This window comes from Achromobacter sp. 10T422 (genome assembly GCF_056394065.1).
On the sequence record NZ_JBFTHD010000009.1, the window covers coordinates 157,440 to 183,818 of the forward strand.

The following is a 26,379-nucleotide window of genomic DNA, read 5'->3' on the forward strand; positions in this document are numbered from 1 at the left end:
TTACCACTTCTTAAAAGGACGGATGATGAATAAGACTACTGCCCCCGCACCCCAAGGCATCGCCGGCGCCAACGCCGCCTATTGCCAACGGCTGGCCAAACTTGCGCAAGAGAGCCAGCAACGCTGGATGGAACTGGGCCGACGCCTGGCCGACGACCACACCACGCAATACCTGTCAACGCTGGGCCCGCTGGCTCATGGCGGTGACTGGCAACAGATTGCGCCCGCGCTGGGCGAAGTGACGCGCAAGCGATGGCAAAGCCAGCTGGAAGCCAGCCAGGCGATCACGCACGCCGCGCTTGAGGAACAAGCCGCATTGGCGGCCGGCTTCGGCGAAGCCATGAGCAGCTGGTTCAAAACCGCCACGGGCGCCGGCATGGCCGTTGGCGCGTCGCCACTGACACAGATGTGGTCGACGATGTCCAACCAGATGGCCGCGGCATGCTCGGCCATGCGCGACGCCAGCCAGCCGGGAGGCCATCATGACGGCTAAGCGCACGGCGCTCGTGACCGGCGGCGTTGGCTTGGGGCGGGCCATTGCGCAGGCGCTGCACGATGCCGGCCACGACGTGATCGTGACCTACCACGCCAGCGAGGCCAATACCCGCGCGTGGGTGGAACAAGAAGCGGCCAAGGGGCGCCGCTTCGCCATCTATCAGGTGGATGTGGGCGACTACGCGTCGTGCCAGGCATTGATGGGCCGCCTGGAACGCGACGGCCGCCAGATCGATATCCTGATCAACAACGCGGGCATCACGCGCGATGTCCGGCTGCGCAAAATGAGCTTCGAAAACTGGACCGAAGTCATGCACAGCAATCTGGATTCGATGTTCAACATGACGCAGCCGTTGTGCGGCGCCATGGCCGACCGCGGCTGGGGCCGCATCGTGAACATCTCGTCCGTGAATGGCAGCAAGGGCGCGTTCGGGCAAACCAACTACGCCGCATCGAAAGCCGGCATACACGGCTTCACGAAGTCGCTGGCGCTGGAGCTGGCCAGCAGAGGCGTCACCGTCAACACCGTGTCGCCCGGTTATCTGGACACGCGCATGGTGCAGGCGGTACCCGAGGAGGTATTGAAGGAAAAGATTCTGCCGCAGATTCCCGTGGGCCGGCTGGGCCAGCCCGAGGAAGTTGCGGCGCTGGTCGCATTCATTTGCAGCGACGCCGCCGGCTTCATGACCGGCAGCAATGTGGCCATGAACGGCGGCCAGCATATGTACTGATCTCTACTCCTCGGGGCCCTTGCCCCCTGCAAGATCTTGCCCACCGCGCCTGCCCACGAACCCGTCGGCAGGCGCGGCTGTTTCAGCGGCGGCAAAAAGGTGCAACTCGGCAGGAAAGGTGCAACCCGCCCCATCAAAACGACGTTTGAAACAGCAAGTAACGGGTTAACCCCATATTGTTGTGACGCGAGCCGCCTCGGCGGCAATGCGATGGACAAGGCGCAGTGCGACGCGCGCGTGCGCACCTTGTGCCAGCACTACCCCGTGCTGCAACGCAAACTGAATGCGCCGGCAGCGTCCTTGTCCGGCGGTGAACGTCAGATTCTGGCGCTGGCGCACGCGCTGATGCCATCGCCCGGCTTGTTGCTGCTGGATGAACCTTCGGCCGGGCTGTCGCCCAAGACGCTGGGCGAAGTGTTCGAAGCCATTCAACGCATCCGCGCCAAGGAAAACGTGACGATTCTGATGGTGGAGCAAAACGCCATGGAAGCGCTGCGGATTTCGGATCGTGCGTATGTGCTGTCGATGGGCACGGTCGCCATCACGGGTGACGCGCACGCGCTGATGCATGACGAGCAGGTGCGCGAGCTGTATCTGGGCGGCCGCGCGGCGTAGGCGCTTGCCTGCTGGCGATGTGTGCTTGCCTGCCGGCGATGTGTGCTTGCCTGCCGGCGATGTGTGCTTGCCTGCCAGCGATGTGTGCTTGCCTGCCAGCGATGTGTGCTTGCCTGCCAGCGATGTGTGCTTGCCTGCCAGCGATGTGTGCTTGCCTGCCAGCGATGTGTGCTTGCCTGCCGGGCGTATCGGCCCGGCAGGCGTTCAGCCGTCTTGGCGCATGCGGTGCATGGCGACCAGGTTTTTCTTCGTTTCAAGGATGTGTTCTTCCACCAAGCGCGCAGCCAACGCGCCGTCCTGCTGCCTACAGGCTTCCAGGATGCGGTAGTGGTCCGATTGCGGGCCTTCCTTGCCGGTCGCCTGCGACATCATCTCGTGCGTGTAGCGGTCGGTGTTCAGGCCGTATTCCTCGATCAGCCGGCGCAAGCGCGTGTTGTTCGCGGGCGCGCACAAGGCAAGGTGAAAACGGCGGTTCAGCTCGGCCCATTGCGATACCGAATCGGCCTCGTCGTAGGCTTTCAGAATGGCTTCCAGCGCGTCGAGATCGGCCCGCGCCATGTTCGGCACGGCTGCGCGCACCGCGTAACCTTCAAGCGCGATGCGGATGTCGAGCAGCTCGCAGATCTGGTCCACGTCCATGCGGATGACCACCGCGCCCCGGTTCAGGTGATACGCCACCAAGCCTTCCGTTTCCAGCTGGCGCAGCGCTTCGCGCACGGGAATGCGGCTGGCCTGAAAGCGCGTGGCCAAGGCGTCTTGCTTGAGCGGCGTGCCAGCGGGCAAGGCACCCGTCAGGATTTCGTAGCGCAACTGGTCGCGGATGCGGTGCGGCAAGGCCTGGGCTTTACTGGACGTGCCCTTCGTTTTGGTAATGCTCATGACTATCGGGGTATCTCTGCGGCGAAGGACAGCGGCCTGCGGCAAACGTCGGGGGTTCCAACGGCGGGCTCCCATCGTAGCCGAATGGCCCGTCCTCGGGAACCGGGCGCAGGCGTATCCCCGCTTATGGCCACTTTTCCTCTGTCTGCGCCTATCTGTGCTGTTTTTTCAGATCAAATGCGGCGCGGGCCAAAATCAGATAGCACAGCGTCCTGCCCTGTCACTGCCAGGAATTCAGGGTCGTTCCCTATCAACTGATCCGCTTTTTTAACGGCTTTCTGAATCTGTACTACAACGCGCGCCGGAACTACTGTCGCAGGGGTAGGACACTTGTTCATCAGGAAGACCGTTATGCATGGCGACGCGCTATTGCTTGCCCGAATTCAATTCGGTTTCACCATTTCTTTTCACATCATTTTTCCCGCGATCACCATTGGGCTGGCCAGCTATCTGGCCGTGCTGGAAGGCCTGTGGCTGCGCACGCGCAAAACCGTGTATCGCGACCTCTATCACTTCTGGACGAAGATATTCGCCGTCAACTTCGGCATGGGCGTCGTGTCCGGCCTGGTGATGGCGTACCAGTTCGGCACCAACTGGAGCTTCTTTTCCGATTTCGCCGGCAGCGTGACCGGGCCGTTATTGGCCTATGAAGTGCTGACCGCCTTCTTTCTGGAAGCCGGCTTCCTGGGCGTGATGCTGTTTGGCTGGTCGCGCGTGGGGCCGGGCCTGCACTTCTTTTCCACCATCATGGTGGCGCTGGGCACGCTGGTGTCAGCCACCTGGATTCTGGCGTCCAACAGCTGGATGCAGACGCCAGCCGGCTACGAAATCCTGGACGGCCGCGTCGTGCCCACCGACTGGCTGGCCGTGATCTTCAACCCGTCGTTCCCGTACCGGCTGGCGCACATGGGCATCGCTGCTTTTCTGGCGACCGCGCTGCTGGTGGGCGCGTCCGGCGCGTGGCATCTGCTGCGCGGTGACCGCAGCCCCGCCGTGAAGAAGATGTTTGCGATGGCCATGGGCATGCTGCTGCTGGTGGCGCCGCTGCAAGCGGTGGTGGGCGATTTCCACGGCTTGAACACGCTGAAGCACCAGCCCGCGAAGATCGCCGCCATCGAAGGCCATTGGGAAAACGAGCCGGGTGCGGGGGTGCCGCTGACGCTCTTTGGCATCCCCGACATGGAGCGCGAAGCAACGCGCTTTGCGCTGAACGTGCCGCGCTTGGGCAGCCTGATCCTGACGCACAGCTGGGATGGGCAGTTCCCCGGGCTGAAGTCGTATCCGCCCGAAGACCGCCCCAACGCGACCGTCGTGTTCTGGTCGTTCCGCATCATGGCGGGGCTGGGCATGCTGATGATTCTGCTGGCGGGCTGGGCGCTGTGGGCGCGGTGGCGCGGGCGGCTGTATGACTCGCGCGCGCTGCAACGCTTTGCGCTGTGGATGGGGCCGTCGGGCGTCATCGCGATGCTGGCCGGCTGGTACGTGACGGAGATTGGCCGCCAGCCCTGGATCGTCTACGGCGTGATGCGCACGGCCGATGCCGCCACGCCGCATGGCGTGGGTGAACTGACGCTGACGCTCGCGCTCTTCGTGGTGGTGTACCTGCTGGTGTTTGGCGCCGGCGTGTCGTACATGCTGCGCCTGATCCGCATGGGGCCGGCTCCCGCGCCGGGGCATGCGCCCTTGTCCGGCGGCCCCGGCGAGCCGCGCCAGCCGTCGCGCCCGCTGTCCGCGGCGTCCACCCTGGCCGGCATCGAGCCGGCGCCCCGCACGCATACCGGAGTCTGACGCCATGGGCATCGACCTTGCATTGATATGGGCCGTCATCATCCTGTTCGGCGTGATGATGTACGTGATCATGGATGGCTTTGATCTAGGCATCGGCATCCTGTTTCCGCTGATCCGCGACCGCGACGAACGCGACGTCATGGTCAACACCGTCGCCCCCGTGTGGGACGGCAACGAGACCTGGCTGGTGCTGGGCGGCGCGGGCCTGATGGCGGCGTTCCCCTTGGCGTACTCCGTCATCCTGAGCGCGCTGCACCTGCCGCTGGTCTTCATGCTGCTGGGGCTGATCTTTCGCGGCGTGGCGTTCGAATTCCGCTTCAAGGCAGACGAACACCACCGCCCGCTGTGGGACCGCGCGTTTGTGTTCGGCTCTGTCTGCGCAACCTTCTTCCAGGGCGTGACCTTGGGCGCGTACATCGAAGGCATTCCCGTTGTTGGCCGCGCCTACGCGGGCGGGGCCTGGGATTGGATCAGCCCGTTCTCGATGTTCACGGGCCTGGGGCTGGTCGTGGGTTATGCGCTGCTGGGCTGCACATGGCTGATCATGAAGACCGAAGGCCGGCTGCACCGCCACATGTGCCGCATCGCGCAGCCGTTGACGCTGGCGCTGCTCGCCGTCATCGCGGTGCTTAGCGCCTGGACGCCGCTTGCGCAGCCGCACATCGCGCAGCGCTGGTTCAGCTTGCCGAACATGTTCTGGTTCATCCCGGTGCCGGTGCTGGTGGCCGCGGCCGGTTTTGATTTGATCCGCCGCGTGCGCGGCATGCCGTCCGCCGGCCCGTTCCTGTTGTCGCTGGCGCTGGTGTTCCTGGCGTACAGCGGCCTGGGCATCAGCATCTGGCCCGCCATCATTCCGCCAGACATCTCTATCTGGACGGCAGCTGCGCCAACGCAAAGCCTGGGCTTCGCATTGGTGGGAGCCTTGCTGATCATTCCGATTATCCTGATGTACACCGCCTGGTCGTACTACGTGTTCCGCGGCAAGGTCCGCGTTGGCGAGGAGTTTCACTGATGGCCCGCATGTCTGCTTCCGCATCCCCCAACCCCACCGCGCTGCCCTCGTGGCGCAGCCGCCTGCTGTGGCTGGCCATGATCTGGGCGGCCAGCGTCGCCGCGCTGGGGGCAGCCGCCTATGCGCTGCGCCTGGTCATGCGCGCCATCGGCATGTCGGCCTGAGCGCCCTTGTCTTCACCACACGGAACCGCCATGAAGCGCTATGAACGCTTGACCGAAGACATCACAGCATCGATCCGATCGGGCCTGCTGCAAGTGGGCGACCGCCTGCCCTCGGTGCGGCAAACCAGCACCAGCCGCGGGGTCAGCCCGTCCACGGTGTTCAAGGCCTATTACCTGCTGGAAGCGCGCGGCCTGATCCGCGCGCGGGACCGCTCCGGCTACTACGTGCTGCGCGCGCCGCACACGGCGCTGCCCGAGCTGGATGCCGTGTCCAGCGCCAGCGCGGGCCGCCATCCGGTGGACGTCAGCGACAACGTGCTGCAAGTGCTCAACGCCACCTTGCGGCGCGACATGACGCCGTTTGGCTCCGCCTTTCCCAGCCCGTCGCTGCTGCCCTACGGGCGGCTGGCCAAGTTCATGGCGTCCACCGTGCAACGGCTGGACCCGTGGGGCTCCATCGACGACTTGAGCCCCGGCGACGCCGCCCTGCGCCGCGCCATCGCGTTGCGCTATCTGGCCGACGGCCTGTCGGTGCCGGTGGACGACATCATCATCACCAACGGCGCGCTGGATGCGCTGAACCTGTGCCTGACCGCCGTCACGCAACCGGGCGACGCCGTGATCGTGGAATCCCCCACGTTCTACGCCGCGCTGCAATCGTTGGAACGCAACCAGCTGCACGCCATCGAAGTGGCGACCCATCCGCGCGAAGGCATCGACCTGCAAGCGCTGGAACAGGCCATCCTGCAACACCGCCCGCGCGCCTGCTGGCTGATGACCACGTTTCAGAATCCGCTGGGCAGTTTGATGCCCGACGCCAAGAAAGACGCGTTGGTCAAGCTGCTGACGCGGCACGGCGTGGCGCTGATTGAAGACGACGTATACGGCGAGCTCTATTTCGGCGACACGCGCCCGCGCCCGGCCAAGGCGTTCGACAAGGAAGGCATCGTGATGCACTGCTCGTCGTTCTCGAAGACGCTTGCGCCCGGTTACCGGGTGGGCTGGGTGGCGGCTGGGCGCTACACGCGGCAGATCATGCGCAACAAGCTCACCACCAGCCTTGCGACTGCCGCGCCCACACAAGCCGCCATCGCGGCATATCTGGAAAAAGGCGGCTTTGACCGCCACCTGCGCCAGTTCCGGCAAGCGTTGGCGGTACAGCAAGGCGAGCTGCTGCAAGCCGTGGCGCGCCACTTCCCCAAAGGCACACGCGCCACGCGGCCGGCGGGCGGCTACTTCGTGTGGGTGGAATTGCCGGCGCACATCGACACCCTGAAGCTGCACCGCGCCGCGCTCGACCACGGCATCAGCATTGCGCCGGGGCCGCTGTTTTCGTCGTCAGGCGCATTCGCGAATTACCTGCGCCTGAACCACGGGCATCCGTGGAACGACGACATGGAACAAGGGATGGCGACGCTGGGCAAGCTGATGGCGAACGGGTAGCGCCAATTGTCTTGGGCGGCGATCCACGTTATAAATGAGTGTTATTCCCATTAACACTCACGCCGCCCGTCCATGGATTCCCCCGCGTACAAGAATGTCCACCGGCTCTACGCGGAACATCATCTCTGGCTGTTCGGCTGGCTGAACCGGCGCGTCAACAACCACGCCGATGCCGCCGACCTGACGCAGGATACGTTCTGCCGTGTTCTCACCGCGCACAGCCCAACGCCCATCGCAGAACCCCGCGCCTATCTGCTGACGCTGGCCCGCCGCCTGACGATTGATCTGTGGCGCGCCCGAGACGTCGAAGCGCGCTACCTCGAAGCGCTGGCGCACGAGCAGGAACCCGTGGCCGCCTCGCCTGAAACTCTGGCCATGCTGAAGCAGGCGGTCATGGAGATCGACGCCGTGCTCGATGGCCTGCCTGTGCCAGTCAAACACGCGTTTCTACTGAACCGGCTGGACGGCATGACCCACCCGGCGATTGCGGCGGCGCTGGGCCTGTCACTGGCCACAGTCGAGCGGCACGTGAAGCGCGCCTTTCTGCATTGCCTTGCCGCGCGCCGCGCAGCGGATGCGGCATGAAAGCCACCCGCACCAACGCCGCTCACATCAATGCCGCTCAAACTAATGCCGCTCAAACCAACACCGCTCAGCTCAACGAGCCGCTGACGGAACGCGCGGTGGACTGGATCGTGCTGCTCACTTCCGGCCAGGCCTCGGAGCGCGACCGGCTGCGCTTTGAACACTGGCTCGGCAGCCATCCCGACCACGCCCGCGCCTGGGCGGAAGTCGACGGCCTGATGCAGCAGCCGCTGTCCCGCTTACGCGGCGCGTCAAGCGACGCTCCCGGCCCCGCGCGTGCCGCCCGCGCGGCCTTGTTGCAACCCAGCGGACTGGACCGCCGCCGCCTCCTCAAGCTGGCCATGTTGCTTTCCGGCGTGGGAATCGGCGCGCTGGTCACCGATCGCTATGTCCCGCTTGCTGGCCTGTCGTCTGCGTATTCCACGCACACAGGCGAACGCCACACCTACACGCTGGAAGACGGCACGCTGCTGACGCTGAATGCCCGCTCCGCCGCCGACGTCCGGTTCGACGACAGGCAACGCACTATCCTGTTGCGCCAAGGCGGCCTGTATGCCGAGACTCGTGCAGACAGCCGGCCCTTCGTGGTGCGGACACGTTTTGGCGACGTCACCACGGATGCATCGCGTCTGAGCGTTGATCAGTTCAACGCGTATGCCGTCGCGTGCGCCATCGAAAATTCGTTGAACCTGCAGCCGGAACACGGCCAGGGCTTGGCCTTGCCCCAGAACGGGTCCGCGGCGTTCGACCGGGAACACGCGTGGACGCGCGGCGACGCGGCGCTTGCCAGTTGGCGTACCGGCATCCTGAGCGTGCGCGACACGCGGCTGGACGAAGTCGTGGAACGCCTGCGCGCCTATCAGCCCGGCCTGATTCGCGTATCGCCCCAAGCGGCAGCGCTCCGCGTGTTTGGCGTCTTTCCCTTGGACGACCCCGGCCGCACGCTGATCGCCTTGAGCGAAACGCTGCCAATCCGCGTGCGCCGCTACAGCCCCTGGCTGACGATCGTGGACACGGCATAGAAAACAATTCGCCGGCGATGAGGGGATTTGAGCGCCGTGGCCGTCATGACTAATGACGCAACCAAAAATCCTCACCTTCGCCGGACCTTTGCCACCATGAATTTCCCGCTGACCCGCGGCGCCGCGCTTGTCGCCGCCGCATTGCTATCGCAGACCGCCTACGCCCAGGACGCCCCCGCCGCTCCCACCGCAGCGCAAAGCGTCCTGTCCTACGACCTGCCCGCCGCCTCGCTGGCGGACACGCTGAGCCGGATCTCGCTGCAAAGCGGCCGCACCATTTCAGCCAGCGCCGAGCTGGTCTCAGGCAAGCAAGCCGCGCCGGTACGCGGCGCGCTGAGCCCCGACGCGGCGGCGCGGCAGGCCCTGGCAGGAACGGGGCTGGAATTGCTCATCACGCGCAACGGCGTCATGACCGTGCGCCCCATACCGGCGGCCAGCGGCGTAACGTCGCTTGAACCCGTGCTCGTGACGGGCGCCAGCATAATCACGCCCAGCGAAGGCACGGGTTCCTACACCGTGCCGGAATCCTCATCGGCCACGCGCATGCGGCTGTCGATGCGGGAAACGCCGCAGTCTGTCAGCGTCATCACGCGCCAGCAAATGGATGACCAGGGCATCGTGAGCGTGGCGGGCGCGCTGGAACAAACCCCCGGCATCGTCGTCAACCAGGACAACTCCGAGGGCTACAGCTTCTTCTCACGCGGCTTCCAGCTTGAGAACTTCCAGTTCGACGGCCTGCCCAGCCTGTCGAGCGATGGCGGCAATGTCCGCGACAACTTCAGCATCACCAACTCGGTGATCTATGACCGCATCGAAGTGCTCAAGGGCGCGACTGGCCTGGTCAATGGCGCCGGCTATCCATCGGGAGTCGTCAACTTCATCCGCAAGCGGCCCACCCAGGAATTTCAGGGCAGCCTGAGCGCGGGCGCCGGGTCCTGGGACCGCTACCGCAGCGAAGTGGATCTGGGCGGCCCCTTGACGCAAGACGGCAAGATTCGCGGCCGCGTCGTCGGCGCCACCGAGACTCACGGCAGCTTCATGGACTATGCACGCGGCAAGGAGAACATTGCTTACGGCATCATCGAAGCCGACCTGTCACCCCGCACGACCGCATCCTTTGGCGTCGACACCCAGCAGAACCGCAACCAAGCCACCACCAACACGCATTTGCCTTCGCTGTATTCGGACGGCTCGCAGGTCACGTTTTCGCGGTCGACCAACCCCGCCGACAAATGGGCCTGGCGCAACCAGGACACGACACGCCTGTTCGCCGACATCCAGCACACGCTGGACAACGGCTGGAACTTCAAACTGGCCGCCGCGCACCGCAACTACCAATCGCGCGAGCTGATCTCAGGCATGGGCAGCAGCACCGTGGATGTGGTGGACCACCGCATCAGCCACGGGTTCTATCCGGGCGGCGCCAGCCGGTTCAACACCGACTCGCGCGAGAACAGCATCGACATTCAGGCCTCTGGCCCGTACACGCTGTTCGGCCGCCAGCACGACTTGGTGGTCGGTTACAACGCCGCGCGCACGCACGCGCAGTCCAACCGCAAAGACGGCGACACCGACTTGTGGATCGATGACGCTTTCCATTGGAACAACGACGCCACCGAGCCATCATCCTACGAGTGGTGGCTGACGCAAGACATGCTGGTCAACCAGAAGATCCTGTACGCCGCGACCGTGCTGCATCCCACGGATCGGCTGTCATTCATCCTGGGCGGCCGGATGACGAACTACTCGTGGAGCCAGAACATCAACTACGCCAACGGCCGCCATCGTGCCTATTCCACGGACGTGCGCAACAAGCTCATCCCCTACGCCGGCGTGACCTACGACGTCGACACGCACCACACCGTGTACGCAAGCTACACGGACGTGTTCAAGCCACAGGCCTATAACTTCGACGCTAACAACCGCCAACTGGACCCGCTGACCGGCAAGAGCTTCGAATTCGGCGCCAAGGGCGAATACCTGGATGGCCGCCTGAACGCCAGCATTGCTCTGTTCCAGCTCAAGCAGGACAACGTCGCCGAGCTGGACGCAAGCGGCGCGACAACGCCAGACGGCGGCACCGCTTACGTGGCGATTCCTGGCGTGACCACGCGCGGCGTCGAACTGGAAATGTCGGGCGAAGTGCTCCCGGGCTGGCAATTGCATGCCGGCTACACCTACAGCCGTTCACGCGATCGCGAAGGCCGCCGCGTCAGCAGCACGCAGCCGCAACAGCTGTTCAAGCTGGCCACCACCTACCGCTTGCCGGGCGACTGGAACCGGCTGACCGTAGGCGGCAACCTGCACTGGCAAGGCAATATCTTCTTCACGCAAGAAGTCGATGCGCGCAACTATCGATTCACGCAGGACAGTTACGCGGTATTTGGCTTGATGGCGGGATACGACTTCAACAAGGATTTGCGCCTGACGGTCAACCTGAACAACGTGTTCGACAAACACTATTACTCGGGCATGGGCAACTACAACTCGGTCTACTACGGCGCGCCGCGTAACGTGTTCGCACAGCTGCGGTACAAGTTCTAAACCCAGGTCAGCGTGGACCGGAGGGGGCCGCAGCCCGCGCCGCCTCGACCTCGCGCATCAGGCTGGCCGCATCCGGCCGCAGCGGCAACACCAGCTTGCCTGCGCGGTCGATGGCGCCCCACTCGCCGCCCGTCATAAAGCTGTGTTCGCCGTCGGGCGTGAACGCCTTGCGGCAGCCTTCGCACACCACAGCCAGGCCGGTGCTGTAGCGGTCGACCCATTCGTATGGGGTGGCCAGCACGCGGTTGAGCTGCGTGTCGTAATAGGCCATGCCGCCCGACCAGGGGCCGCGCGTCAAGCCGTCTTCGAAGTCGTCGGCCATGTTGTCGTAGGTGACGACGGCGGCCGACTTGCCGTCGGGCCGCACCCAATACCAGGACCGGTTCGTAAAGACCGGCGACAAGCCATCGGCGTTGAAATCCATCTGGCCCAACAGGCCGGGGCGGAACACCAGCGTGTCGCCATCCACGCGCGCGCAGTGTTCGGCGGCATTCAACATTCCGCCTTCGTCTTTTTCCGCAATCATGCAGTTCAGGTCGAAGGCGGCGGCGGCATCCGCCGACGTCACAGTCAGCAGGGAAAACAGCAGGGTCGTCAACATGGCGGGCATCCTAGCATGCGCATGCGCACGGCCGGGCTACGCGCCATGTTGACGGAAACGGCTGTCGAAGCCCGCGTCAGTTCGCCGTCGCGCCCGAGTCCTTCACGGCTTTCGCCCAGGCCGCGATCTCGGCCTGGATGAACGTGCCGAACGCGGCCGTGTTCAGGTTGGAGGCGGCTGCGCCCTCTTCCATCAGGCGCTGTTTCACCGCGGGCGCCGCCAGCGCGCCGCTCAATGCAGCGTTCAACTTATTGACCACTTCAGGCGGCGTGCCGGCCGGCGCTACAACACCGTGCCACGACACAGCCTGAAAGCCGGGCAGCCCGGATTCGGCCATCGTCGGCACATCGGGCATGGCGGGGGAACGCTCGGGGGACGTCACCGCCAGCGCGCGCAAGGTGCCCGCCTTCACGTGCGGCAACACGCCAGGAATGGTCGTGAACATGAAGTCGATCTGGCCGCCGATCAAGTCGGTAATGGCGGGGCTGCCGCCCTTGTACGGCACGTGCGTGAATTGCAGCTTGGCCGCGCTCTTGAACATCTCGCCGGCCAGATGGCCCGGCGTGCCGGCGCCGGCCGAACCCATGTTCGTCTTGTCGCCTTGACCGCGGATGTACGTGATGAGTTCCTGCACGTTTGCGGCCTTGACGTTGGGGCCGATCACCAACACATTCGGCACCGTCGCCAGCAACGTGACCGGCGTGAAGTCTTTCACCGCGTCGTACGAAATGCGCGAGTACAGCGACGGGTTGATGCCGTGCGTGCTGGCCGTGGCCAGCAGCAGCGTGTAGCCGTCCGGCGCGGACGAGGCCACTTGCTTGGCGGCAATGGTGCCGTTGGCGCCGCCCTTGTTGTCGATGACGATGGTCTGGCCCAGCGTCTTGGCGGCTTCCGCCGCCACCGTGCGCGCCAGGATGTCAGACGTGCCGCCGGCGGAGTGCGGCACCACCAGCGTGATGGGCTTGGAAGGAAAGGATTGCGCGTGCGCCACCGGCAGGGCCGGCAGCAGACAGGCGGCCAGCGCAACGCGCGCGGGCAGTCGGGTAAGGAACATTGTTGTCTCCAGGGTTGTGATGAGTGCGGCGTCTTCACAGGACGCCGTCATTCCCGCGAGGGGTGGGGCCGTTCAGTCAGACCCCAGTTGCAGCTTGTTGGGCTGGCGCTTTTCAATCGACCACTTGAGCAGCGCCGCCGAGCGGTAAATACCGTGCGCGAACTTGCCGTAAGGCAGCGTCAGGAACAGCGCCATCACTACGCCCAGGTGTATCGCCAGCAACAGCGCCATGGCGCTGCCATCCCGGCCAGCCAGCAAGGCCAGGCCCGTGGCGCTGGTCAAGAACAGCAGCAGGATGAAGCCGCGGTCCATGGGCTTTTGCGCGGCGTCGCCTTGCTGCGGGTGGCGCTTGATGTTCAGCCACAGCAGGCCGGCCGGCCCGATCAACAGGCCGATGCCGCCCGCCGTGCCCAGCAATACCGGCGCGCTGAAGAACGGATACGGTGCCTGCTGGCCCAGCAGATAGTGATACCCCGTGGCCACGCAGGTGGCGGCAAAACACAGCATGAAGCCGTAGAACGTGAAGTGATGAAAGCGCCGGCGCCACAAGGTGAAGGCGTCGTCCGCGTTGTTGCACCCCTTGCCGTGGCCGCCGTCCAGGTAGCGCAGCCGTAGCGCGTCGTGCGCCGCTTCGGCCACCGCCGCGCCGGATGCCGCCCCCGGGCTGACGTTGCGCCAGAAGCGCGTAACGCCCACGCCCAACGCCAGCATCGAAAAGCCGAACACCACGCCGAACATCAGCGCCAGCGTGTTGTGCGGGAACACCGCGTAGAAATTGCCGGCCATGGGCTCGTGAAAAAGCCCCCCCGCCATCAGCACAGCCAGCACCAGGAACAGCGCCAGGCCGCCTGCGGTAGCCAGCGACAAGGCCAGGCCGTTGCGCTTGTACAGCGTGCCCAGCGCGGCGGGCCAGGCGTAGTCGGTGTAGGTCTGCATGCGGACCTTGGCCATGGCCTGCGGCACGTTCACCGCAAACTCGTGCGGTGGCGCGTACTGGCAGGCGTGCAGACAGGCGCCGCAGTTGTGGCACAGGTTGGCCAGGTAGTTCAGATCGGCCTTGCCGAATTCCAGGCGGCGCGTCATGGCGGGAAACACCGCACAGAAGCCTTCGCAGTAGCGGCAGGCATTGCAAATCTGCATGACGCGCGCCACTTCGGTTTCATCGCCGGTCAACGCGTCTGCTTGCGGCTTGGCGTTTTTGCCCATCCATCGGACGGGTTGTTCGGTCATGGCGGGCGGGCCGCCGGATTGAGGGTGGGCGTGCCCCTGCGCATCGGCTTGGGAAAACGATTGCGCCTCGCGGGCCAGGGCTTCAAGCTGCTTCATGTGGTGCTCTTCGCAAGGGTCTGTTGGCGCGCAGCGGCGGCGGCGCGGGTGCCGGCAATGCGGCCGAACGCCGTGCCGATGGACATGCCCACGCCTGCCGTGTAGCCCTTGCCCAGCACGTTGCCGGCCATCATTTCGCCGGCCACGAACAGGTTGTCGCTAGGCACATCGTTAAAGCGCACGGCGGCGGTGTCGTCCACCTTCAGGCCCAGATAGGTAAAGGTGATGCCGGGGCGCAGCGCGTAGCCGTAGAACGGCGCCGTGTCGATGGGGCGCGCCCAGTGCGTCTTGGCGGGCGTGACGCCTTCGGTGTGGCAGTCGTCCAGCGCGGTGTGGTCGAACGTGCCGACACGACAAGACGCGTTGTAGTCGCGCAAAGTCCTCTCGAACGTGGCGGCGTCCAGGCACAGCTTTTCAGCAAGCTCGGGCAAGGTGTCGGCCTTCACGCCCGGAAACACCGGCGGCATGAAGCGGCCGACGGCCTTGGCGTCGATGATGGAATACGCGATTTGGCCGGGCTGCATCGCGGTCAGCCGGCCCCAGATGGCGTAGCGCTTGGGCCAGAAGTCTTCGCCTTCGTCGTAGAAGCGCACGGCGTCGCGGTTGACCACGACGCCCAGCGACACGCAATCAATGCGCGTACAGATGCCGCCGTCGTACAGCGGCGCGCGCGCGTCGATCGCCACGCAGTGGGATTGCGACGGGTCGCCAATACTGTCCGCGCCTGCATCCAGCATGAATTTCAGCAGCACGCCCATGTTGAAGCGCGTGCCACGGATCAGGAAATTGTCGGCCGGCCATTCGCCGCGTTCGTTCTGGCCCCAGGCCTCGCGCAACCATTCGCGGTTGGACTCAAAGCCCCCGGCGGCCAGCACACAGGCGCGCGCTTCGATGCGTTCGTCGCCGATGCGCGCGGCCTTGAAGCGGCCGTCTTCCAGTTCCAGCGCATCAACCGGCGCGTTGTAGCGGATCTGCACGCCCAGCGCCTCGGCGCTGCGGTAGTACGCGTTGACCAGCGCTTTGCCGCCACCCATGAAAAACGCATTGGTGCGCGCCACATGCAACGCGCCCGACAGCGGCGGCTGGAAGTTCACGCCATGGCGGCGCATCCAGTCGCGGCACGTCGACGATTCGCGGATGACCAGGCGCGCCAGATGCTCGTTGGTCAGCCCGCCCGTGACCTTCAGCAGGTCTTGCCAATATTCTTCTTCGGGATACGCGTCGATCAGCACGTCCTGCGGCGCATCGTGCATGCAGCGCAAATTGCGCGTGTGCTGCGAATTGCCGCCACGCCATTCGCGCGGCGCGGCTTCCAGCAGCATCACGCTGGCGCCCGCTTCGCGCGCCATCAGGGCCGCGCACAGCGCCGCATTGCCCCCTCCCACCACCAAGACGTCCACCATGCCATCGTCCCCAATTCAAGAGGCCGACTGTACCCAGCGGGCGGTGCGTGCGATATCAGGCAGGCGTCAACGGGTCTTCACGATTCGTGAAGGGCGACGACCGCCCACTTGCCCTCGCGCGCCAGCGTGCGCGACACATCCGCCAGCACCAGACGGGCGGCCAGCGCCGCGGGCGAGAGCTCGTCGTCCGACAAACTGGCCAGCAGATTGGGGCGGAACAGGTGCGCGTCTTCAATGCGCGCCATGTGCAGCTGGCCGGGCGCGATGCGCGCGGTGGCCGAGCTGGGCTGGATGGTGGCGGCGTTGCCCAGCTGTACCACGTCCATCAGCAATGACAAGCCATCCACTTCAGCCACCACGCGTGGCGTCTGGCCCAGTTGCTGGAACGCGTTGTTGACCAACGCCCGCAAGCCATGGCGGCCGCTGGGCAAGACCAGCGGCAAGTGAGCGATGGCAGCCAGCTGCGTAGTGCCGCCCGACGCGCCGCCCGATGCGCCCCCCGATGTCGCCCCCGATGTCGCCCCCGATGGCAACCCCGGCATGTCGCGATGCGCGCAGAGAAACAAGGGTTCGTCCAGCAAAGGCATCACGCTCCAACGGCGCGCGGATTCGGTGTGGAACACGATGGCCAGATCCAGCAGGCGGCCGTTGAGCATGTCGCTTAAATGGCCCGACAGCGCCTCGACCAGATGCAGCCGGATGTCGGGATAGCGCTCGTTCATGGCTTGCAGGAACGGCGCCCCCAGAATAGCGGCGGTGGTGGATGGCAGGCCCACGCTGACGTGGCCGGCCAGCCGCGCCTGCTGCGCGGCCTGCACGGCGTCGTCGGCATGGCGCAGGGCCAGTTGCGCCTGGCGAAAGAACGCCAGGCCCGCATCGGTGGGCACCACGCCGCTGGCGCTGCGCTGCAACAGCCGCGTCGACAACTCGCCTTCCAGGCGGCTGATCTGCTGGCTGAGCGCGGACGTGACCATGCCGATGGACATGGCCGCCCGGCCGATGCTGCCCGCCTCAACGACGCGAACGAAGTAACGCAGTTGGCGCAGTTCCATGGCGGGCTCAGTGTTGCCGTTACGGCGCGGGCGGAATCGTCAGGCCGCGCACGACGGCCGGGCGGGCGACAAAGGCTTCCAGCACGCGGGCCACGTTCTTGAACTGCGAGAACTCGACGAGGTCACCCGCGCCATAGAAGCCAACCAGGTTGCGCACCCACGGCAGGATGGCGATGTCGGCGATGGTGTATTCGTCGCCCATGACCCAGTCGCGGCCTTCCAGGCGCTTGTCCAGCACGCCCAGCAGGCGCTTGGATTCGGCGGCGTAACGGTCGCGCGGGCGCTTGTCTTCGTAGTCCTTGCCGGCGAACTTATGGAAGAAGCCCAGTTGGCCAAACATCGGGCCGATGCCGCCCATCTGGAACATCACCCATTGCAGCGTCTCGTAGCGCCCGGCCGTGTCCGCGGGAATGAACTGGCCCGTCTTGCTGGCCAGATAGATCAGGATGGCGCCCGACTCGAACAGCGCCAACGGCTTGCCGTCGGGGCCATTGGGGTCAAGGATGGCCGGAATCTTGTTGTTCGGGCTCAGCGACAGGAACTCGGGCGAAAACTGGTCTTGCGTATCGAAACTGACCCGGTGCACCTCGTACGGCAGCCCCATTTCTTCCAGCAGGATCGACACCTTCACGCCATTGGGCGTGGGCAGCGAATACAGCTGAAGGCGGTCGGGATGCTGGGCGGGCCACTTCTTGGTGATGTCGAACGAGGCAAGGGAGGTCATGCGGGGTTTCTCCAGGGGAGGCGGGAATTTGTGGCGTCAATCCTAGCGCAAATGCCCCACATCTCGATGAAATTCCGGGTCGGCGGGCGGGGTGAATGGCGGGCGGCGCCCCAGAGCCGGTTTCAGCGGGCGTTAGCGAGTTTCAACGGTCTTCACCGGACAAACACGCGGCGCAGCACCCACCGCGCCGCCGCCACGGCCAGGGCGATGGGCAGCACCAGGCGCCATTGCGCCAGAAACAATTCGCGGGTGGCCTCGCCGGACGCCCAGGTATTGCCGAACACCACCGGCGCGGGCGGGGCCAGGTACAGGGCGAGCAGCGCCGCGATGAACGTCAAGCCTAACCGCCAGGCCGGGTTCAGGCGGGGTGCGGAGAATCGCTCGGCCACCACCAGCACCAGCAGGCCGGCCAGCCCCGCCAGCACGGCGTCGGCGTAGAAGTCGCGCGGCGAGTAAATGTAGGGCGCATCGGGCACCGCCCAGCCGTAGTTGCCTGTTGTCAGCAACGAGGTCAGGCAGGCGCCAAAGAGCGCGGCCGCGCCCGCCAGCAGCAGGAAGTCGCAAACGCGGAGCAGGAGTTTCGGCATGAGACGCATGGGATAAGGGCGATGGAGTGCGGGCGGGGAAGGCGGTGGGCCGGGCCACAAGGGCCGGAGCATGCCACAGCTTGTGGCGACGCGCAGAAGGATTCCACGGCAAGGGCGACGAAGCGTCTAACGAAGAAGACAGCGAAGAAGCCAGCGAAGGAGTCAATGAAGGCGTCAGCGAAGGAGTCAATGAAGGCGTCAGCGAAGAAGCCAGCGAAGGACTCGACAACGCGTTCAACGAAGGTTCACCCCGCTTCGCGCGCCTCGGGCTACAGTGTTCGGCGTTCCCTGCCTCCCTGCCCGCCATGCGCCCGCCCCGCTTACGCCATTCGCTGCTTGCCCTGACCTTGGCCTTGGCCACCGCCCTATCCGCCCCGGCCTCTGCCGCCACGCTGACGGACCAGCGCTATGGCCCCGACGCCGCGCAGATCGCCGACGTCTATCTGCCCGACGCCACGCACGCGCGCCCCGCCCCCATCCTTGTCATCGTGCATGGCGGGTCATGGAAGAACGGCGACAAGGCCGCGGCGGAAGTCGTCGACAACAAGCTCGCCCATTGGCTGCCCCAGGGCTACGCCATCGTGTCGGTCAACACGCGGCTCATGCCGCAGGCACGCCCCGAAGCGCAAGCCGAAGACCTGGGGCGCGCCATCGCCTGGATCACCCAACAGGCCCCAAGCTGGCAGGCGGACGCCAGCAACGTGATCGTCATGGGCCATTCATCGGGCGGGCATCTGCTGGCGCTGCTGGCCGCCGACGACGCCATGCGGCAACGCACCGGCGCGCCGCTCTGGCGGGCCAGCGTCATCCTGGATGGCGCGGGGTTTGATCTGCTGGACGTCATGCCCCGCCCACACGCCCCGTTCTACGACGAGGCCTTCGGCACCGACCCCGCGCGCTGGGCCGTGGCCTCGCCCGCCGCGCAACTGCGCGGCGGTCAACCGCCCGCGCTATTCGTCTGCTCGACCTTGCGCCCCGACCCTTGCCGGCGGGCGCAACGCTACGCGGATTTGCTGACCGCGCAAGGCGGCCAGGCCGAGCTCGTTGGCGTGGCGCGCAACCACGCGCAGATCAACGCGGACGTGGGCGCGGACAACGACGAAACCCGCGCGATCAGCGCATTCATCGATGCGCGGCTGGCGCGGTAGTGCGTTCGTGACACAATCGGGCTCGCCGACATAACCGGCCCCCTGGCACCGCCCTCCGCAGCTTCCATGACACCTTCGATGCAGCACCGCTTGACTCCGTTATTCCTGGCCGCCGCCGCCCTGCTGACGCCAATCGGCGCGCAGGCCGACGCCCCCGCCGAACCACCCGCCGGCATGGCGCAATACGGCGCAGGGCCGCACGGCCAGACCCTGACGCTGACGCTGCTGAACAACCACGATGCCGCCCCCGCCCCCAACACGCCCTACCGTTTGTTCCTGACGGGCAAGCAGGAATCCATCCCCAACACGCCCAGCCAGGACGGCATCCTGCATGGCGTGACCGATGCCGACGGGCGCACCGCCTGGGTCTGGACAGACAAGCCGCACGACCCCGACGACTTCACGCTGATCCGCCGCGTGGGCGACGGGGCGTGGGGCCATTTCTTCCAGCTGCACTCCTCCAGCCGCGAAAGGGAACCCGTACCCGCCTGGCCCTACGTTCTGACCATGCATCAGCGCTGGGGCGAGCAATGGGTAGACCTGGGCTACACCACGCGCCAAGGCGCGACCGCGTACTTCAGCCACGACGTGCCGGCCGTGCCGATATCGTTGTCGATTGAATCCGACGTCACGGACAACCGGAAGTGCTTCGACGAGCTGGACGCCATCAACCGCAAGTTCAGTCAGAACGATGCGGAAGGCGCGCAGCAGTTGATCAACACCATGCATTGCGCGGAGACACCCCTGCAGCAAATAAACGTGGCGCATTTGCTGCTAATGACCGGCCGCAAGGACGCGGCGCAAACATGGCTGCTGCGTGCGCGGGCGTGGCGCTTCCCGGAATCGCTCAAACCTGTCGACACCGCCTTGTTGCGCGACCGGCTGGAACTTGAGCAGTTGCTGGGCATGCCGGACCTGGCGCTGGCCGATGCAGAAACGCTGCAACAACGCCAGAACAAGCGCGGGCGCGGCGCCCAAGCTGACGGCACCGACTGGGCCAACAACGTCGCGTACTACCTGGCGGATTTTCCCGACTATCTGCCGCAAGCCGAAGCCCAGGCGCGGCAGTCGATCCGGGTGCGGGGGCCTAACGCGTACAACCAAGGCACGCTGGGCTGGATCTTGAGCTTGCGCGGCGATGCCGACGAAGGCCTGCGCCTGCTGCACACGTCGTATCGCGACTTGTCGCGCAACGAGGAACTCGTGGCCGACTATGGCCTGGCGCTATGGCGTAGCGGCCGGCGGGAGCAGGCCGTGCGGCTGTGGGACGAAGCCCAGGCGCAATGCGTGTGGGGCCGGCGCCTGCACGACGCGATGCGCGACGTGCAGTACCCGCACCCCTACTTCCAATCGACGGAGTCCGACGCGGTGAAGGCGTATCGGCAGCGCTGCGATCCGCCTAGAACGAAACGCAAGACGGTGGCGGGCGGCCCCGCGTAATCGCGGTTTCGGACTCGCGTTCCAGAATCGCTATTCCGGATCGCTATTCCAGGATCGCTTTTCCGGGATCGCTTTCCCGGACTCGCTGGTCCTTGGGCGCGTCTCCGGGATTGCTGTACCCGGAGCGCTTGGCCGTCACCGCCTTGCCGTCGCCGTGATTACTTCTCGTCCTTCATCTTCACTTCGCTGGCCGTGTCCGCCTTCAGGCCGCTGGTGTTGATCTTGCCCGGCGGCGGCGCGTCGATCTCGTCCAGGTTGGCGGCGGCCGGCGCGGGGGCCGCCACATCGTCCAGGTTCACGGCATCCGCCACGGGTGCGGCGGGCTTGGCCTTGGGCGGCGCTTTGGGACGCGGCTTGGCCGGCACGCGCGGCTTGGCGACTTCCAGCGGACGCGTGTACAGATTGCCGTCTTGATAAACCAGCATGTAAGGCTTGCCGACGGCGGGCTTCACGGTTTGACGCGCGGTCCACTGGCCATTGGCCACATTGAATGACAGCGGGCCTTCGCAGCTGCGATAGCTGTTTTGCCACTTGGACGATTGCGTGCCCGACACGCGGTACACGTGATAAACGTGGTTGCAGCCCAGCTCCGGAACGTCCAGCGTGATCAGCGTCGCGCCAGGCACTTCGGACACATTGGCCACCATCATGGCCGCGCCCTTGACCTCAAGCTCCATCACCTTTTTCTGGCCATACAGCTTGATGTCGTAGGAATCGTTGTAGTACTTGCGCAGCGCCGCGCGCTCGCCATTCACGGTGAACACCTGCTGCTCTTTGGCCAGCACTTCACCGAAATCCAGGCCCATCTTGCCCGAGCCGGTGCTGACGCACCCCGTCAGCGCCAATACGGCCGTGACGGAAACTATTGCGCCAAATGAACGGCTGACATCGGACCTGATTGCCAATTTCGTTGAAACCCATCCGACGAATGCTGAAGCCATTCACTAACCCCTTGATTTAGCGCGATATTTACCCGAATAGGAACATTCCTGACGGACGTATCATTTATTTCCAAATGATTCGCAATGTTATACTGTAAACCAATCCGTACAGGGCGAGGCTCGAAGCATGAAGAAGGTCTGCGTGGCCGCGGCAATCGCCGCCAGTGTTGGCAGCCTGCCAGCGCACGCCGAGGCGTATCGCCTGGCATATTCCAAAGCCGAAAACATCGAAATATTCATCGACCACGCCACGGGTACGCCCTGGTGCGGTCCTCACCTTGATCTGCGCGCCGTGTACGGCGCTGCCCCAGACGCCGCCGCATTGGGCCGTTTGCTGCCCAAGATCGGCGTGCTGCTCAGCAAGCAATGTCCCCAAGCCGTCGACCTGCGCTGGACCAGCGTCAACAACGCCGGCGCACGCGTGGCCGACGGCACCAGCACGAAGGCCAATGGCTGGGCGATGCTGGTGGCGGCGGCTGCGGTAGCGCCCGTGGCTGCGGCTCCGGTGGCTGCGGCTCCCGTTGCACCTGCTCCCGTTGCACCAGCTCCTGCTGTCGCGGCGACCGCTCCCGCGATTGCCGCCCCGGCCGTCACCGCCCCTGAAGCGGCGCCCGCAATTGCTCCCACGGCTGTGTCGCCGCAAGCGCCGGCGCCCGTCGCCGCTGCGCCGCTAGCCGCAGCGCCTGCGCAAGTGGAAACGCCAGCGCCCACAGCATCCGTTCAAGCTCCCGCCAGCGTCGCGCCCATCGCGCAAGCGCCGGTGGCGCCGGCCCCAGTTTTTGAAGCGCAACCTGCCGCTGCCCCGACTCCGGCCCCGACTCCGGCCCCGACTCCGACTCCGACTCCGACTCCGGCCCCAGCTTCAGCCCCTGCCGCCGCTGAACCCGCCGCGCCGGCGCTGGCGGCTGCCCCTGCCACCGCCCCTGCCCCCGCTACGGCCCCAGCCCCGGCTCCAGCGCCTGCGCCCGCCCCCGCCGTCCAAACCGCCTTCGCGGTCAGCGGCTGGACGCCACCGTCGCCCGCCGCCGCGCTGGCCAGCACCCAGATGCTGAAGGCCATGGCGGATCAGAACGGCTGCAAGGTCGTCTCGACCTTCCGCCTGGGCGAAGGCGCGCAATACATCACGTTGAAATCCGACGGCTTGACCTGCGGCCCCGACGGCTACGCCACGGGCAAGGGCCGGTTGCGGCTGGAACGTTCCGACGGCGCGCGCATCGGGCAGAGCAATGACGTGTGGGTCGTGTCGGGCATTCCGTTCACATCACCCGTCGCCGCTGCGCGCCTGGCCTATGTCAACGACGAAGGCACGCTGTGGTTCCACCTGGACAGCGACCCCGCCAGCCGCTCGCACTACCTGATGCGCGCCGAACGCATGTCGTACGGCAGCGGCCTGGACGTGTGGCGCGTCAGCCGCATCGATGTCGTCACCGAAAGCGCGAACGTGTTCCGCAATGCCACTGACATCAAGGTTGCCGTGGACGGCGCGCTGCGCGTGCTGGAACGCACCGCACTGCCCGACGCCGGCAATGCCCGCATCGTGTTCTCGGACGACTTCCAGCAAGGCGCCATTGGCGACCAGATGGAGCACCTGCTCTACGTGATCACCGCCGACCGCCCGACCGACTGGCGCACCGGCAAGCCGCGCGGCGAATGGCGCTACAACCTGCAATACGCGCAGAACTACCTGTTCAAACGCGACGAAATGCTGGCCCGCAAAAAGCGCGAAGAATTGATGCGCCTGGCCAACAAGGAACGCGACCACCTGCGCCAATACCAGAACCTGGTGGAGCAGGCCAAGAGCGATCCCAAGGGCATCCTGGGCCGCATGCAGCGCGACGTGCACTACGACTTGCTGACCGGCGGCGACTACCGTTCGCTGATGGCCGGCCGCAAGGCGGCGGTGCGCATGGTCGTCCACGTGGACGATCACAAAGACAACGACGCCATCGCCGACTGGCCCTACGAAATGCGCCTGCCCGGCCAGAAGGCCATGAAGGAAGGCTGGTATCTGGTGCCGGGTGAAATCACGCTGGACGCCAAGCGCCAGGACGACAAGGGCCTGCCGCTGACCCTGCTGACGCTGGGCCAGGCCGCGCCCGTCGCGTGCCAAAAGGAAGGCTGCGCCGACCTGAACGACCCGCTGGTGGGCGCCCGCATGATGCTGGGCCTGCCGGACTGGACGCCTGAAAAGGCCCAGGCCGTGATCGACCAAGCGACCCAACCCTAACCGCCAGACGAGCAACGCAATGATCAAACAAAAGAATGGCCTGATCGCAGGCGGTGTCGTGGTGGTGCTGGCTGCTGCCTGGTGGGGCTTGGGCGCGTATGCGTCCGGCAAGGCGGAAGACGAAATCGTGGCGCTGCTGGACAAGACCGGCCAGCGCGACATGGTGCGTTGGGAAAGCATTTCGGCGTCGCCCTTCGGGTCCGCCAAGTTGAAGCAGGTGACGATCGGCCCGGCGGGATCACCCATCGCGCTGATCGACACCGTGAAGATCAGCGGCCTGCGCAACACCGCCGACCGCCGCAGCGGCGACGTCACGATCGAAGGCGCCGCGCTGCCCAACGGCTACAGCGTACTGAGCCAGACGGATCTGGCCCGCCAAGGCGGCAAGCTGGACCTGCCGCCCGCCAACCTGCGCGTGCGATGGGACTACGACCGCGACGACGACGACGCCGAAGTTCATCTGAACCTGGAACAGCCCGACGCGCTTAGCGCGGAACTGTCGCTGAACCTGGACCGCGTCAACGCCGCGGTGGCCATGGCCGAAGACGGCTCGGCGCTGGCCGCCGCAGGCATGATGGGTTTGATGGGCATGGGCCGCCTTGACCGCACGCTGGCCCCGCTGGCCGAAATGCGCATCAAGACTGGCAGCCTGTCCGTGAAGGACGACGGTCACGTCAAACGCAGCATTGAACTCTTCAAGCGCTACAACCTGACCGCCACGCCCGGCGACGGCAACCCCGACAAACAGCGCGCCAAGCAATTCGACAAACTGGTCAGCGACAGCAAGAAGCGCTGCTATGACCAAAAGTCGTTCGCCGGTTTCAAAGACAACGACGACGCCTGCAAGGCCGCAGCCAATTTCGCCAGCGGCGACAAGCGTTCGATCACGCTGACGCTGAACCCGCGCAATGGCGTATCGATGGCGGAATTGCTGTCAAACGCGAACAATCAGGCCAAAGCATTTGCGCTGCTGGCGCCTGCGCTTGAGAACTGAGCCGCGCCTATAATCTCCTGCATACGCTGCGCACGACGCGCCTGCTGAGGGGCAGCCGCAGGAGACCTCCATGACATTCACGTTGAAGCATTTGCTTGCCCTGCTTGCCACCGCTGTGTTGCTCAGCGGCTGCGCGCCCGGTAACGGCGGCCCGCCCCACCCGGGCGCGGTCAATCCGTACAGCAGTGGCGGCTTTAATGACGCCGGGCCAAACTACCCGGATACCGGCCGCTGACCTCACCGCGCCCCGCCTGCCACGTGCAGCCGGGGCGCGGAACGCATAACAGCTTTGCGCGCCACGCGCATCCCGCCCAGCCTTTGAAATCCTAGACTACCTGCACATCACAGGCGTCAAGGAGAAGGCTTTGCAGCCGCTGTTATCAAACGTGAAAGTGCTGGACCTGAGCCGGATTCTGGCCGGCCCCTGGGCCAGCCAGATCCTGGCCGATCTGGGCGCGGACGTCATCAAGGTCGAGCGGCCTGGCCTGGGCGACGACACCCGGTCATGGGGCCCGCCGTTCCTGAAAGACGAACAGGGCCAGGACACCACCGACGGTGCCTATTTCATCGCCACCAATCGTGGCAAACGCTCCATCACGCTGGACTTGCAGACGCCCGAAGGCCAGGCGCTGGTCAAGGAGCTGTGCCGTGACGCGGACGTCGTGCTCGAAAACTACAAGGTCGGCACCCTGGCCCGCATGGGCCTGGATTACGAATCGCTGTCCAAAATAAACCCGCGTCTGGTGTATTGCTCGGTCACGGGTTTTGGCCAGACGGGCCCGCGTGCAGCAGAACCCGCCTACGACTTTCTGATCCAGGCCATGGGCGGCCTGATGAGCGTCACGGGCGAACGCGACGACAAGCCCGGCGGCGGGCCGCAAAAGGTGGGCGTGCCGATTGTGGACCTGACCACGGGCGTCTACGCCGCGCTAGGCATCGTTGCCGCGCTGCTGCGCCGTTCGCAAACGGGCCAAGGCGAACACATCGACGTCGCCATGCTGGACGTGCAGGTCGGCCTGCTGGCCAACCAGGCGATGAACTTTCTGTTGGGCAATCGCGTGCCGCGCCGCACGGGTACCGCGCATCCCAACATTCAGCCTCAACGCACCTTCGCCTGCGCCGATGGCGACATTGTGATCGTCGTGGGTAATGACGCGCAGTTCGCCACGCTGTGCCGTTTGCTTGGCCAGGATGCGCTGGCGCAAGACCCGCGCTATGTCACCAACAGCCAACGCGTGAAGAATCAGGCCACGCTGGACCCCATCCTGAACGCAATCTTTGCCGCGCAACCGCGCGCGCACTGGCTGGCGGCGCTGAAGCAGGCGGGCGTGCCGGCGGGGTCGATCAATACGGTGCCGGAAGTGTTTGAAGATCCGCAGGTCGTGCACCGCGCCATGCTGCGCCGGCTGCCGCATCCCGCTGCCGGTTCGGTGCCGCAAGTGATGAACCCCTTGCGCTTCGCGGCATCGGATTTGCGCGTGGATCGCGCGCCGCCGCTGTTGGGCGAACACACAGAACAAGTGCTGGAGGAACTGGGCATGAGCGCCGAGCAGATCCAGGATTTCCGCGACCGCAAGATCATATAAATCAAACGGAGACTGCCT

The 26,379-nt window shown here is 65.5% G+C and carries 25 protein-coding genes; 16 read left to right on the forward strand and 9 right to left on the reverse strand.

Annotated features, from left to right (window positions below; all coding sequences use genetic code 11):
- The first annotated feature begins 25 nt into the window (after positions 1-25).
- The 3 genes from AC1DB0_RS24375 to AC1DB0_RS24385 all read left to right on the forward strand — a co-directional run bounded on the left by AC1DB0_RS24375 (position 26) and on the right by AC1DB0_RS24385 (position 1,841).
- Entirely contained in the window at positions 26-493 is a 468-nt protein-coding gene (locus tag AC1DB0_RS24375) for a hypothetical protein (protein WP_338060059.1), read from the forward strand.
- Positions 483-1,226, forward strand: a complete 744-nt coding sequence (gene phbB / locus AC1DB0_RS24380; protein WP_346551580.1) for an acetoacetyl-CoA reductase — start codon at positions 483-485, stop codon at positions 1,224-1,226. The genes AC1DB0_RS24375 and phbB overlap by 11 nt, the downstream gene beginning before the upstream one ends.
- A gap of 99 nt (positions 1,227-1,325) precedes the next feature.
- Complete coding sequence (locus AC1DB0_RS24385) at positions 1,326-1,841, forward strand: ATP-binding cassette domain-containing protein (RefSeq protein WP_476758123.1); 516 nt, start codon at positions 1,326-1,328, stop codon at positions 1,839-1,841.
- Positions 1,842-2,045: 204 nt separating this feature from the next.
- Here AC1DB0_RS24385 and AC1DB0_RS24390 read toward each other — a convergent pair whose 3' ends face one another.
- Positions 2,046-2,720 (reverse strand): GntR family transcriptional regulator, encoded by a 675-nt coding sequence (locus AC1DB0_RS24390; protein ID WP_054423221.1) that lies wholly within the window; start codon positions 2,718-2,720, stop codon positions 2,046-2,048.
- A gap of 351 nt (positions 2,721-3,071) precedes the next feature.
- On the opposite strand from AC1DB0_RS24390, the gene AC1DB0_RS24395 reads away from it, so the two are divergent.
- From AC1DB0_RS24395 to AC1DB0_RS24425, 7 genes are all read left to right on the forward strand, one after another.
- Positions 3,072-4,508, forward strand: coding sequence for a cytochrome ubiquinol oxidase subunit I (locus AC1DB0_RS24395; RefSeq protein ID WP_441371699.1), 1,437 nt, complete (start codon positions 3,072-3,074; stop codon positions 4,506-4,508).
- A gap of 4 nt (positions 4,509-4,512) precedes the next feature.
- The gene (cydB, locus tag AC1DB0_RS24400) at positions 4,513-5,520 is read left to right on the forward strand and encodes a cytochrome d ubiquinol oxidase subunit II (protein WP_476758124.1); all 1,008 of its coding nucleotides are present in this window, start codon (positions 4,513-4,515) and stop codon (positions 5,518-5,520) included.
- Between the two features lie 8 nt (positions 5,521-5,528).
- On the forward strand, positions 5,529-5,684 hold the full coding sequence (locus AC1DB0_RS24405) for a DUF2474 family protein (RefSeq protein WP_082387086.1): 156 nt from the start codon (positions 5,529-5,531) through the stop codon (positions 5,682-5,684).
- A 30-nt stretch (positions 5,685-5,714) separates the two neighbouring features.
- Positions 5,715-7,127, forward strand: coding sequence for an aminotransferase-like domain-containing protein (locus tag AC1DB0_RS24410; protein ID WP_342066197.1), 1,413 nt, complete (start codon positions 5,715-5,717; stop codon positions 7,125-7,127).
- A gap of 72 nt (positions 7,128-7,199) precedes the next feature.
- On the forward strand, positions 7,200-7,712 hold the full coding sequence (locus AC1DB0_RS24415; protein ID WP_175170952.1) for a sigma-70 family RNA polymerase sigma factor: 513 nt from the start codon (positions 7,200-7,202) through the stop codon (positions 7,710-7,712).
- Positions 7,709-8,734, forward strand: a complete 1,026-nt coding sequence (locus AC1DB0_RS24420) for a DUF4880 domain-containing protein (protein ID WP_476758125.1) — start codon at positions 7,709-7,711, stop codon at positions 8,732-8,734. The genes AC1DB0_RS24415 and AC1DB0_RS24420 overlap by 4 nt, the downstream gene beginning before the upstream one ends.
- Positions 8,735-8,830: 96 nt before the next feature.
- A complete protein-coding gene (locus AC1DB0_RS24425; RefSeq protein WP_476758126.1) occupies positions 8,831-11,278 on the forward strand; it encodes a TonB-dependent siderophore receptor in 2,448 nt (815 codons plus the stop codon).
- Between the two features lie 7 nt (positions 11,279-11,285).
- On the opposite strand, the gene AC1DB0_RS24430 is transcribed toward AC1DB0_RS24425, so the two are convergent.
- The 7 genes from AC1DB0_RS24430 to AC1DB0_RS24460 all read right to left on the reverse strand — a co-directional run bounded on the left by AC1DB0_RS24430 (position 11,286) and on the right by AC1DB0_RS24460 (position 18,025).
- On the reverse strand, positions 11,286-11,879 hold the full coding sequence (locus tag AC1DB0_RS24430) for a hypothetical protein (RefSeq protein WP_447578774.1): 594 nt from the start codon (positions 11,877-11,879) through the stop codon (positions 11,286-11,288).
- A 76-nt stretch (positions 11,880-11,955) separates the two neighbouring features.
- Positions 11,956-12,933 carry a Bug family tripartite tricarboxylate transporter substrate binding protein gene (locus tag AC1DB0_RS24435; protein WP_447982649.1) on the reverse strand — a complete coding sequence of 326 codons (978 nt, stop codon included), beginning with the start codon at positions 12,931-12,933 and terminating at the stop codon, positions 11,956-11,958.
- 72 nt (positions 12,934-13,005) lie between these two features.
- Positions 13,006-14,259, reverse strand: a complete 1,254-nt coding sequence (gene tcuB / locus AC1DB0_RS24440; protein WP_476758127.1) for a tricarballylate utilization 4Fe-4S protein TcuB — start codon at positions 14,257-14,259, stop codon at positions 13,006-13,008.
- Positions 14,256-15,662 carry an FAD-dependent tricarballylate dehydrogenase TcuA gene (gene tcuA, locus AC1DB0_RS24445; RefSeq protein WP_476758128.1) on the reverse strand — a complete coding sequence of 469 codons (1,407 nt, stop codon included), beginning with the start codon at positions 15,660-15,662 and terminating at the stop codon, positions 14,256-14,258. Before tcuA ends, tcuB begins: the two co-directional genes overlap by 4 nt.
- Positions 15,663-15,739: 77 nt before the next feature.
- Entirely contained in the window at positions 15,740-16,714 is a 975-nt protein-coding gene (locus AC1DB0_RS24450; RefSeq protein ID WP_476758129.1) for a LysR family transcriptional regulator, read from the reverse strand.
- A 19-nt stretch (positions 16,715-16,733) separates the two neighbouring features.
- Complete coding sequence (locus tag AC1DB0_RS24455; RefSeq protein ID WP_175170957.1) at positions 16,734-17,438, reverse strand: glutathione S-transferase N-terminal domain-containing protein; 705 nt, start codon at positions 17,436-17,438, stop codon at positions 16,734-16,736.
- Between the two features lie 152 nt (positions 17,439-17,590).
- Positions 17,591-18,025 carry a hypothetical protein gene (locus AC1DB0_RS24460; RefSeq protein ID WP_342066192.1) on the reverse strand — a complete coding sequence of 145 codons (435 nt, stop codon included), beginning with the start codon at positions 18,023-18,025 and terminating at the stop codon, positions 17,591-17,593.
- An 80-nt stretch (positions 18,026-18,105) separates the two neighbouring features.
- On the opposite strand from AC1DB0_RS24460, the gene AC1DB0_RS24465 reads away from it, so the two are divergent.
- Positions 18,106-19,173, forward strand: a complete 1,068-nt coding sequence (locus AC1DB0_RS24465; RefSeq protein ID WP_476758130.1) for an alpha/beta hydrolase — start codon at positions 18,106-18,108, stop codon at positions 19,171-19,173.
- Positions 19,174-19,263: 90 nt separating this feature from the next.
- Complete coding sequence (locus AC1DB0_RS24470; RefSeq protein WP_476758131.1) at positions 19,264-20,613, forward strand: tetratricopeptide repeat protein; 1,350 nt, start codon at positions 19,264-19,266, stop codon at positions 20,611-20,613.
- Positions 20,614-20,771: 158 nt separating this feature from the next.
- Here the strand turns inward: AC1DB0_RS24470 and AC1DB0_RS24475 are convergent, their stop codons facing one another.
- Complete coding sequence (locus tag AC1DB0_RS24475; RefSeq protein WP_156336548.1) at positions 20,772-21,518, reverse strand: hypothetical protein; 747 nt, start codon at positions 21,516-21,518, stop codon at positions 20,772-20,774.
- A 163-nt stretch (positions 21,519-21,681) separates the two neighbouring features.
- Between AC1DB0_RS24475 and AC1DB0_RS24480 the strand changes: the two genes are divergently transcribed.
- From AC1DB0_RS24480 to AC1DB0_RS24495, 4 genes are all read left to right on the forward strand, one after another.
- On the forward strand, positions 21,682-23,781 hold the full coding sequence (locus tag AC1DB0_RS24480) for a hypothetical protein (protein ID WP_476758132.1): 2,100 nt from the start codon (positions 21,682-21,684) through the stop codon (positions 23,779-23,781).
- A 19-nt stretch (positions 23,782-23,800) separates the two neighbouring features.
- Positions 23,801-24,775 (forward strand): hypothetical protein, encoded by a 975-nt coding sequence (locus AC1DB0_RS24485; RefSeq protein WP_054423234.1) that lies wholly within the window; start codon positions 23,801-23,803, stop codon positions 24,773-24,775.
- A gap of 70 nt (positions 24,776-24,845) precedes the next feature.
- Positions 24,846-25,010, forward strand: a complete 165-nt coding sequence (locus AC1DB0_RS24490) for a hypothetical protein (RefSeq protein WP_175170962.1) — start codon at positions 24,846-24,848, stop codon at positions 25,008-25,010.
- Between the two features lie 130 nt (positions 25,011-25,140).
- Entirely contained in the window at positions 25,141-26,361 is a 1,221-nt protein-coding gene (locus AC1DB0_RS24495; RefSeq protein ID WP_476758133.1) for a CaiB/BaiF CoA transferase family protein, read from the forward strand.
- Positions 26,362-26,379 lie beyond the last annotated feature (18 nt).